2 protein-coding genes and 1 pseudogene are annotated in these 11,363 nt (G+C 46.5%); 1 reads left to right on the forward strand and 2 read right to left on the reverse strand.

Translation table 11 applies throughout. From position 1 onward, the window contains the following. Positions 1-19: 19 nt before the first annotated feature. On the reverse strand, positions 20-8,410 hold the full coding sequence (locus NG833_RS07405; protein ID WP_254564661.1) for an SBBP repeat-containing protein: 8,391 nt from the start codon (positions 8,408-8,410) through the stop codon (positions 20-22). Positions 8,411-9,765: 1,355 nt separating this feature from the next. Between NG833_RS07405 and NG833_RS07410 the strand changes: the two genes are divergently transcribed. Next, on the forward strand, positions 9,766-10,035 hold the full coding sequence (locus tag NG833_RS07410; RefSeq protein WP_254564662.1) for a hypothetical protein: 270 nt from the start codon (positions 9,766-9,768) through the stop codon (positions 10,033-10,035). Positions 10,036-10,426: 391 nt separating this feature from the next. Here the strand turns inward: NG833_RS07410 and NG833_RS07415 are convergent. Next, positions 10,427-10,939, reverse strand: a pseudogene (locus NG833_RS07415) (hypothetical protein); the annotation flags it as partial. Positions 10,940-11,363: the final 424 nt, after the last annotated feature.

An 11,363-nucleotide genomic window follows, 5' to 3' on the forward strand; every position in this document is an offset into this window, starting at 1 on the left:
TGGCGCATCCCCCTCCCCTTTAGCTCAACTTAGCGACCCAAGCATCATAGTTTCCAGCGGTAGTCTGACCGAAGGAGCCTGCAGTCCTTCCTGTAATATAGATATTGCCAGCCGGATCTGTAGCAATACTACGAGAATAGTCAATTTCTGAAGTGCCAAACTGTTGAATCCAGACTTGATTGCCATTGCTATCCAATTTGATCGCAAAGACATCATACCCTCCAGAGTTCTCGCCTTCTAAAGAACCTGTTGTATGTCCAGTAATGTAGACATTTCCAGCACTGTCTGTAGCAGATCCATAGGAATAATCCAAAGAAGAAGTCCCTAACTGTTCTGTCCACAGTAGGTTGCCACTCGGATCGTATTTGGTCACAAAAATATCTCGGGTGCCAGCATTTACCCCCTCTAAATTTCCAGTTGTGTATCCTGTAATGTAAATATTGCCGTTTTGGTCTGTGCTAATTCCTGGAGATTGGTCCCATCCAGAAGTCCCAAGTTGTCGAATCCAAACCCGATTGCCATCGCGATCGTATTTGGCAAAAAAGGCATCAAAATTGCCTGCATTATTGCCATCTAGAGAACCAGTAGTACGTCCAGAAATATAAACGTTACCCCCTCCATCTATAGCAACTCCACGAGCGATGTCCGTTTGCAAACTGCCAAGCTGTTGACTCCAAAGTTGATTGCCATTGCTATCATATTTGGCAATAAAGGCATCATATTCTCCAGCATTGGGTGACGCCAATGAGCCTGTGGTGTAACCTGTAATATAGAAATTGTCATCGCGGTCTGTCGCGACCCCATAGGCGATATCAATACCCGGCGTACCTAACTGCCGCGTCCACAGTAAATTGCCATTCGTGTCATATTTAGTCACAAAGGCATCATCATTTCCTGCATTGGTGTCTTCTAAATCTCCAGCAGTTTGTCCAGTGATATAGACATTTCCCACACTATCTATAGCCACGCCAAATGCTACATCAACATCGGGACTACCGAGTTGTCGCGTCCATAGTAAATTGCCATTGCGGTCATATTTCGTCAAGATTGCATCATAATTTCCGGCATTAGTCCCGCCTAAAGAACCTAAAGTATATCCGGTAATGTAGACATTCCCCCACTTATCCGCTGCCACTTCCCGTGAGTCATCAAAACTAGCTGTTCCAATTTGCTGAATCCACTGAATTTCCCCAATTGCAGTCACGGTAAAACTGCCTTCAGTGGCAAACTCCGAACCAGCAAAAGCACTGTCAATTGCTTGGACACTCCAATAATAAGTGCCTGGTTTTAAGTTGTTAATCGTCCAATTGGTGTTTTGATGGACATTCCCCATTTGAGCCAGTTGTCGAGTGCCATCGCTATTAGACATTGGCGACATAATCTCCGAACCCCTCGGAGTTGTTCCCACCCGCAGATTATAAGTTAAACCATTTTGTGGGGTTTCCGAATCGGTGGCTGGATCCCAACTCAAAGTTACGGAATTTTCGTTAACTAAAGCATTAAGTCCATCAGGTGAGGTTGGGGAATTGTTAGATATTACACTATTGTTTCGGTAAATTTGAGCGATAAAGTTATTTGAACTATCTAGACCCGTTTGAAGAATATCGAGATCTCCATCTCTATCATAGTCTCCCCAGACTACAAAGCGATCGCCGGTGTTATAGATATATCTAGGCATTAGGGTCAAATTAGCGCCAATGTCTGTAAACTCGTTACCTGTATCATTTTGGTAAATGGTGGAAACAGAGTGAGAAAATGGCTTTTGACCGACTAACACAAGATCCAGATTGCCATTATTATCATAATCTCCCCAAGCTACAGCACCATCATTAATTCCTGCTAAATTTGTTGCCACTTCACTAAACATACCTCCATTATTTTCATAAAGCTTAGAAACTGCACCAATTTTATCTTCAAACCCTGTTATCACAAGATCGAGATCGCCATCATTATCGTAATCACCCCAAGCGGTTGAACTCCGTGAAATCTTCGGCAAGATAGCGCCGATATCAGTGAAGCTACCACTATCGTTGCGATAAATTTTCGAGACTCCAGCCATTGATGAACCACCATCGGTACTCCCGGTTATGACAATATCTAAATCCCCGTCTCGATCGTAGTCTCCCCAAGCTACGGAACCACTGCCTACACCTATCAAAGAAATACCGCTTTCGATAAATGTACCGTCATCATTTCGATAAATTTGCGATATTGTCCCCGAACCAACTCCACCGTAACCCCCACTGCCATAACCCCCATTGCTAAAGCTTTGACCCGTTAACAGAATATCTAGATCTCCATCGTTATCATAGTCACCCCATTCTACCGAACTATTCACAACCCCTGGTAAATTAGCTGCAATATCAATAAAATTTCCCCCATCATTTCGGTATATTTTTGCAACTCCATTGCTGGCACCATTGGAATCGCCTGTTAGTAGAATATCTAGATCGCCATCGTTATCATAATCCCCCCAAGCTACAGAACCAGCTTCGACTCCTGTTAATCCTGCACCAATATCAATAAAGTTACCACTTCCGTTATTTTGGTATATTTTAGAAATTTGAGACACTCCTCGCCGACCTGTTAACAGAATATCCAGATCGCCATCGCTATCATAATCTCCCCACGCCACAGAACCATTATCGACACCTGTTAGAATGGACTCTACAGGAGTAAAAGGTTCGATGTCATTCTCAATAATACTTACTGTGGCCGTCTTATCTATTCCCACGTTATAAGCACTATTGTCCGTCAAAGTCAGCACAATAGTCTCATTTTCTTCAACACTATTATCATCGATCGCCTGAATGGGAATCGTAATGCTGCTTAAACCCCCTGGAATTTCAATGCTGCCACTGAGCGCATTGTAATCCGTGCCATTTGTCGCCGTACCCCCGATCTCATAATTCACGGTTAGCGGATTAGTAGTAATTCCAGTGCGCGTCAGGGTCATGTAACCCAAATCCCCATCTTCTGACGCCTCTCCATCCGTTGTCACCAAGCTAATAGTGGGTTTATCGTTATCAGCAATTTGCACTTCATACCCACTTGACGATACCTGATAACCTGCACCTGCCACTAAATTCACCGCTACAGTTTCGTTGCCTTCAACTTCACTATCGTCAATGGGACTAACTTGAATTGTGGCAAAGAAAGAGTTTGCATCAATTTTTACACTGCCGGTAAGCGGTTGATAGTCTACTCCGTTTTCTGCTGTGCCACCCAAAGAATAATTTACCGTTAATTCCTGTCCTAAACCACTATTTCTAAAGACAATAAAATTCCCCGCTACACCGGATTCCGAAGCATTCAAATTACCGGGTGCCAGCATCACCATCGGCAGGGGTTCGTTATCGGTAATAGTGACATTGGCACTATTTTGACCGCCGATTTGATAGTTGCTGTCTGCATTCAGAGTCAGCACTACTGTTTCATCCCCTTCGACTAAGCTATCATCGATCGCCGTAATATCGATCGCAATCGAAGGTTGACCCGCAGGAATGGTAATGCTATTGGGAATTGCACTATAATCTCCACCATTGACTGCATTACCGCCAGTCGCCAAATTCACCGTTAGCGGATTATCAGTATTGCCAGTACGAACGATTGTAAATTGACCCCGATCGCCACTTTCAGAAGCACTCCCATCGGTGGCATTAATAATTACTGTCGGTAATTCATCCACTGCGATCGCTACATTCACGGCATTCTCAGACGCATCTACCCCGTCAAACGCCGTCACTGCAAACGCAGGCACTGCATTCCCCACTGTGTCGGGATACCAAATCAGCGACTCACCCGCCGCTAATTCAGTCTCACCCACTGTCACCGATTGACCGTTTTTCGTGAGAGTACCGGCGGTGATTCCTGCAATCCGAAATGCGATCGCATCTCCCTCAACATCCGTCGCATCCGACGCATTCAGCAAATCTTCATAACTGATAGTAAAGGGTAAACCTTGCGTCGCACCGGAAAGGGTGGTAATCTGACTAAATGCAGGAGCATCGTTCACTGGCGTACCCGACAGCGCGATCGCACCTGTTACCGCAGGCGCAATATTATCCGTCACCGACGTGGCGATCGTCACCTCACCGCTATAATCCTCTGTCGGCATAAACCGCACATCCGCTAACACAGCATTGACGGTATTCACATCACCGCTGACTTGCCACAGTCCCGTTGCCGAATTATAGACAGAACTTATACCATTAATCGTGCCCGTTGTCAAGCTTCCCGTTGCCGGATCGAGTTGCAATTCTACAGTAATGGTATCCCCAGTATCGGGGTCACTCACCACTAAATCGATGAGATTCAGGGGAGTATCTTCCGTGTAGGTTTGCGTAGCAGTTTGCGGGGTGAGGGTGGGAGGCACATTCGCCAAATCGTTATCAGCGATCGCCACAGTATCCGCGTTTTGCGTGCCGATGGTATAGTTATTATCCTCAACCAAAGTTAGCACCACCGTCTCAGTGCCTTCAACTTCCTCATCATCGATCGCAGATAGGGGAAGTGTAATGCGATCGCTACCTGCGGGAATGGTAATGCTGCCGGTGAGTTCAGTGTAATCGATAGTATTGCTTGCCGAACCTGCGATCGCATAATTCACCACCAGAGGATGAGTCGTATCGCCAGTGCGAATAAAAGTGTATTCACCTGCATCCCCAGTTTCCGACGCATCAGCATCACTCGCCTCCAAAGTCACAGTGGGTTGAGTGCCGTAAAAATTCAGTTTCCAGGAATTCCAGGTGCCTGAGTAGGAAGCAACCCGATCTCGCACCTGCAATTGCCAAGTTCCTTGGGAAGAATCACCCCAGTGACGCACGGTATTAAACACCCAATTTTGATAATCATCGCCATCATCATTACTGGGATTTGCCAGAAGAGATTTTGTCCCATCCGGCGCGGTTAATTCTATCCATAAATCGCCGCGATAGGGATGATCGCCATCGAATACCACTTCCACCGATTCCAGGGTAATATTGCGATCGAGCGTAAATTCCTGAATGATACCGCCGCCAAAAGGACCATCGGGAATGCCTTTATCCACCGTTAAAGTGCCGGAAGTGATGGCAACTTCTGGCGCTACCGATGTCCAATTCGACGCCGCAGCAACGGCACTTGCCGCATCCACCAATCCGAACCCATAGCGATCGCTGTGACGAATGCGATCGCCTCCCTTACCACTCCAATTCGGACTGGAATCTGCGATCGCATCTCGATTCGCCGTTTCTGCTAAAATATGCTGCACGTCGCGCCAAGTCAGATTCGGATTCGCCTGCAACATCAGCGCTACCACACCGGAAACCACCGGCGTTGCGGAAGAGGTGCCGCCAAAGTCATTCGTATAATCTAAATTGGGGTAATTGGAGCCAAATTTGCCACTGCCATCGGTATTCCAACCGCGATCGCCAACCAAATCTGTCGTGGTAATTCCTCCAGTATTCCCACTAGAAGGTGCCGAAATAAATAAGGCCGAACCTTCTTGAGAGTACAACGGTTTGCGACCTCGGGAATCCACCGCACCGACTGCGATCGTGTAACGAGAATTGGCATAAGCATTATAATTGATATTTTCCCCATTTTCCCAATCATTTCCCGCACCAAACAGATAGACATTCCCCAAACCGCCTCGACCTGTAGTTACCCCTTGATGCAGCGCCATCAATCCTTGACCTTGCTCGCCAAACCAAAAAGCCGGAGGTTTCCAACTATTATTGTACACCTGAATCGCTTGGTTTAAATTCGAGTACAGTGCATCGGCAATTTGAATGTCGGTCACTTTATCCGCAATCAGGCGAATTCCTCCCCACTCTGCGTTGGGTGCAACTCCACTAATCCCAATATTATTATTACTCGTTCCCACAGCAACTCCGGCCACTGCGGTGCCGTGTTTGTTGGAAGTTTTTAATTCTAAAGACCAATTGTTGAGCGTACCACTGTTTCCCGAAACCCGGTCTTCAAAAATTAACCACCAATCGCCATTTGCTTCTTCGCCGTTAAATAATGCCGTGTCGATTTCAAATTCACCACTGGCGGTCATTTTTGGCAACAGCAGTTCAGTCTCTTTCGGACTGTAGAGATAAATATCTAACTCGGTAGGTTCGGGATGGTCGAGATTGAATTTCAGTTTAGCACTATCGATTTCTCCTTTTAAACCCACATCAAGCGGGGGAATCTCGAAGGTCCAATTTTTATCGACTAAAGGTTGCGGACTGGCAAAAGTGGAGGCGATGGTTTGGTGGGAAAAAGGTGCCGGATCGGTATCGTAGTTGCGATGTAAGATATCTCCTTCATTGAGGTCGAGACTCAAATCGGCACGGTAGCGACTGCTTAAATCGGGATGAGTATGTTGCACACCATCATCCACAATGGCAATCTTAATACCTTCCCCAGTTATCTCATCCCACACCGTTATAACATTGGCATCCACCCCGGTAGTTCCCCCGGTTTGACCCGTATTTTCCAAGTGCCACTGTTGGTTAAATAACGGATCGTTCGGCCTCGATAGGGGTTCGAGTTGTACCCGCGTCAAGGGATAGGCAAATTCCACCCCATTGAGGTCGTTCAATCGTTTGGCGACTTGTTCTGCGTTGCCAAGTTCGGAAAAGTTCCAGATGTAAGTGTCGGGAATATGTCCGGTGGCACCGATATCTTCCGCATTATAAAGGGTGGCAAATTCTGAGGCAGAATAACCCGGGGTGACTCCTACAACCCATTGACTGGTTGTTGCTAATGCTTCCGGGTTGTAGTTTGCCAAATCTTGCGATCGCTCCACCGCATATTTCACCGAATCCGGTAAGGTTTCGACGATCGCAGTTGGCGGTTGGGTTTCCTCTTCGCTGCCATCATCCACTTCCCGTTTGGCGTAATTCTCGATCGCTTTTCCGACTTCAGTCTCCAACCAGTTTTTATTCGGATTGATGACATCTTTGAGCAATGCCGCTTCTGCGATTGCGCCACGGACTTGGAAAATCAAATCATTATAATCGCGATCGGTTCCTTTATCTACTCGCAAATCTTCAAATACAAACGTGCTGCCGTCTCCAAACACATCCGCAATTTGACCGAAGTTAAATCCATCCTCTGGATTGGCCGTAGACATCGAAAACAGAGGACGTTTTGCCGCCGGAACCGACTCAAAATTGCCTGCTTCTAGTTGTTCCCAAACTTCTTGTAGCGTTCCCTGCGGCACCAGCAGCACTCCAAATTTATCCCCTGGCGTCATCTCCAGAGTTTTGATTCCCTGATAGTCCCCGCGATTTTGATTAGCTTCTGCGAGTTCACCACTAAATCGCGCTCCTTCAGTGCGATCGGAAATCGCAATCTGACCCTCCACAGAACCACTCAAACTTCGCCGCAGCGCTTCTCGAATAAATGCTGCTAAACCCTGCTGCTGAAACGCTTCCATTCCAGTCAAACTAAAAGCAGCCAATTCTCCTTGATACCCTCCGCCATCAAAAAGGTAGTCAAACTGAACTTTTCCACTTTCCCCTACGCCGAAAACACCAGAATCAAAGGTAACATTGGCAAAATTCCCCTGATTTTTTTGAGGCTCTGAATCATTTCCATCCGATGAATCTGTGGCATCGGTTATGCTAGTTTCATTGTTATTTTCGGAGTCACTGTCAGTTTCTCGATCGGAATTAAGTAGGGATTTGCTCTGTGGGTTTTCTTTGATGTCTTCCTCTGTGTTTTCTTCGGTCTCTTGTACCTCGGCATCGATATCGATTTCCCCTGAACTAGCGGCAACTTCTGAAGATAATGCCGATTCGCCAGATTCCTCATCTGGAGTGTCAGAAAGAGATGGTTTGAGAGAATCTGTGTCAGATGCTTCCGCTTCTTCGTCACTGATAAGCTGAGGTGAGTTATCAAGTGCGATCGCCTCGTCATCCGTCTCAAGTGCGAGGGGTTCTGCTTCTGAGGATTCATCCCGATCTTTGCTCACAGTCTCCCGATCCCTGTTGTCCGATTCTGAACTTTCAGAAGGATTCTCCGATCCCTCAATTTCCTCGGTGTCACTCTCTGATGGTTCTTCGCTTAGGGATTCCTCGGAGGAAACATCACCACCATTGATGAGGGGATCGTCTCGATCAATATCGGTTAAACCCGTCCCTTCATCATCGTGGCGATCGTTCGTCAGTGAATCGCTGTCGGAATTCTCCGGCAAAGACGAAATTACAACTTCTTTATCTAAAATATTACCCTTGTCCAAAACCATCTGGGTAAACTCATCTTCACTCTCTAAAAAAGGTTCTGGAGTCAACGCCTCTCCCGGGCGATCGGCATCCAGCGAGAGTTCGTCGCCACCCGCAAGACTTGATGGGAGTGGAGAGACGAGTTGATTTTCAGGGAAGCCATCAGTCAGACCCCCCACAAGATTGAACTCATTGTCGTTGATTCCAGGCATTTAAGCACCTCTGATTCTGGGTCCAAGTCACCAAGAGAACTCCGTCTATAGATTCACGCTCTATTTCAGAGCCAGGAGGCACTACAGATTCAGACGGAATTTGACAGTTGCCTCTATCTTGCTCTCTGAGGAAGGTTCTGCGTTTTACGGGAAATGCTAGGATTTGTTACAAAACTTTATATCAGCCACAAACTGTCAAAGCGACGACAGCCCGTCCCGCCTGTGCGCGTACTTTTCCCACCAACAGTTCTCGTTTTTAATTGCTCTACCCCTCCATTATCCCTGTACCCATTAGTCGCCACAGTCTCATCAAAAGCACCTACCGAGCAATGGGTGCTAAGTAGTTTTGCTTATGATTATTTCTAATTTTTCTATAAAAGCATAAAAATGCCTGATAATATTTTCTTCTTTGATACAATTCCCCTTAACTTTACAGACACTTTACAAAAAAGGCGAATTCCGTAAAGCTTTTGTAAAGCAAGCGAAAATAAGCCATATACACCCTGTAACGATCTTAATGGGTTGAAGAGGGAGGCGATCGCGAGTTGCACTATCGGCGAAAAACTCGATCGGGTACTCGTAAACCACCCCGAGCAGGTCGGGAAATTTGAAATTATGAGGAGTAAGGTAACTGTCTAAAACCCTTACGGTGCAATACTTTCAAGATTAAAGCAATTGAGTGACCTAATTTTAACCTAGTTGGTTTCAATCCAACTCTGACTGGGTAGAGGCGATCGCGCCTAATCCTGTTTCATCTGTTTCTCAAATACCACTGCTTGTTTACTCCGTTTTTATTATTTCTGTTTCTGTTTCTGAGTTTTGTTTCTGTTTCTGGATAAGTTGTGGAGAATAGGGGCGTGGTCAGATTCGGTGGCTGACAATAGGTAAGCAAGTCCCTTGTCATGGTGTAGGCTTCAAATTGAGTTGAACGAATATAGCCTTTCTCATATTGATAAGGTAAAGCGATGGCGGCCCCAAACCCCTCTCCATCCCCCCTACCCCCCTTTGAAAGGGGGGGGGAGAGGGGCTTTGAAAAGTACCTCATCAATCCGGGAACCGCTATAGCCTGTAAGGTTAGGGAACTCCAAAAAATAAAATCTCCAAACAACCCTCGTTCGTAGTAACGGATCAACGGAGTAGCCTTCTCAATGTCGGAGTAAATGCTTGCGCCCAAAAGAGGGCGCAAGCATTTACTCCGACACATACCTTTGAACGTTTGGAGGATTTATATTTTGCGATCGCCTTAGAATTTAGGGATGTTCAGGTAAGAAGCGCTGCTACCCTGGGGTATTTTTCAGGAAGTTGCAGAGTTGGGACCGGGCAGGGCTAGAACAAGTGAAGTAACAGGAGCCAATATGGACAACATAAAACAACAAATCACTCAAAATATAGAACATTGGCTCCTTAACGACGAAGGGATCCGCACTCAAGTCACCAAGCTTGCTCAGGGGTGCAGCGATACCATTGAACTCGGCAAAGCGATGGTGACTTATTTTGACGAAAACTTGCCAGAGATACCCGAACCATTTGACGAGCTTCTAGCTTTGGCTCTGGGTGTAGCAGACTGGTACGCGATCGCTCAGATTTTTGAAGAGTTTCTTAACAGTTCTGAAGAGGAGGAATAATACGGAATTCAGTTGTTAAAGGTCTATAAAAAATTCATGTAGGGGCGCAATGCTCGAAGCCCCCAGGGGCTTCGAGCATTGCGCCCCTACAAATACCGCTTGAACCGGCTCGTTTTTATAGACTTATCAGTATTGCGAAATTCCGTATAAGCAATAAAAAAACCCTAGGGACCCATACCCTCAGCAGGGCAAACACATCTAATTTTTCAGAATCTATATATAGTGTCGTGGAGCGAGAAAAAGCACTATCTGTAGAATGAGCAATTCTCGCTCATTAGACCCGATGGATGTGGGGCACAGACTAGGGCGTAGTGGTGGGCATAGTAGCGGCAGGTGTCAGCAATTCTCATTTTGGAAATTTAAATTGGGTGGGATGTCTAACTCAAGTCCTTCAAGCATAAAGCTCAGAAGGTGCTCCCAACTGTGGAAGTACAGATAACGGGTTAACGCGGTGCAAATCATCAAAGAAGGTTTGGCGCTTCGGCAAATGCGATCGTAGCAACTGGTACTTGCCATTGAGCAACTCTAGTAGGGTATGGAAGAGCAAAGAGAGGATGTTGAGGGTTGCCAGCAAGGAGGAAAGATGCTGCTTGCTATGCCCGAAATTGTGTCCCTTGATGGTAGCCCTTGGTCTTGAGAATGTTATGATTCTCATTCTCAACTCCCCAGGGGTTCCCCCTGCCAGAACAACCTATGCTACATTCTCATCCCTCAGAGGATAACTCGTGGCAAAAGAGTTGTGATAGGTCACCTTGCCATCAGTCGTGGTGACGGTGAGTTCGCACCAGTTGACTAACAGGGCATCATCACTATTTCTCAGGGGTACTCCATTGAGATAGCAGTAGGTATAGGTTTTTTCGACTTGAACAGTCCACTGCTTGGTTATGATTGTCGGGAGTCGGAGAAATGATGCACGGATCATGCCTAACTGTGCAAAAAAATTCCCACAACTGGGCCGGATGGCACTCCCAAACCCTTAAACCGTAGGGGTTTGGATGATTCTCATTTAATTTGGAACTGATTCCATTTCCTGGAATGGCGTCCGGGGATTTAGGGCCTTTCAGCAGCGATCGCTCATTGGCTCTTGTTTCTTCTCTCTGGTCAAATCCTGGACTTTTATGCCGGATGGATGAAGTTGTAATATTTCGTTACATTTGCCTAAACATTAAGGGTGTTCCAACAAATAAATCATCCAAGTCCCGATGGTTAAGCACCTAACAAGACTGTCCACGCCCGCGCAGGCACCGCTTTGTCCTGTGAGCCTCCAGGCTTTCTAAGCGGAACGCTCCGCGAACAGCCTGGGGCTACACGGACAAAGCGGTGCCTGC

This window comes from Oscillatoria sp. HE19RPO, from assembly GCF_024220515.1.
Classification (GTDB): Bacteria; Cyanobacteriota; Cyanobacteriia; order Cyanobacteriales; family Laspinemataceae; genus Laspinema.

Excerpts from the sequence above, each read along its gene's own strand:
- NG833_RS07405 (WP_254564661.1), bottom strand. The coding sequence starts at position 8,410 with ATGCCTGGAATCAACGACAATGAGTTCAATCTTGTGGGGGGTCTGACT.
- NG833_RS07410 (WP_254564662.1), top strand. The coding sequence starts at position 9,766 with ATGGACAACATAAAACAACAAATCACTCAAAATATAGAACATTGGCTC.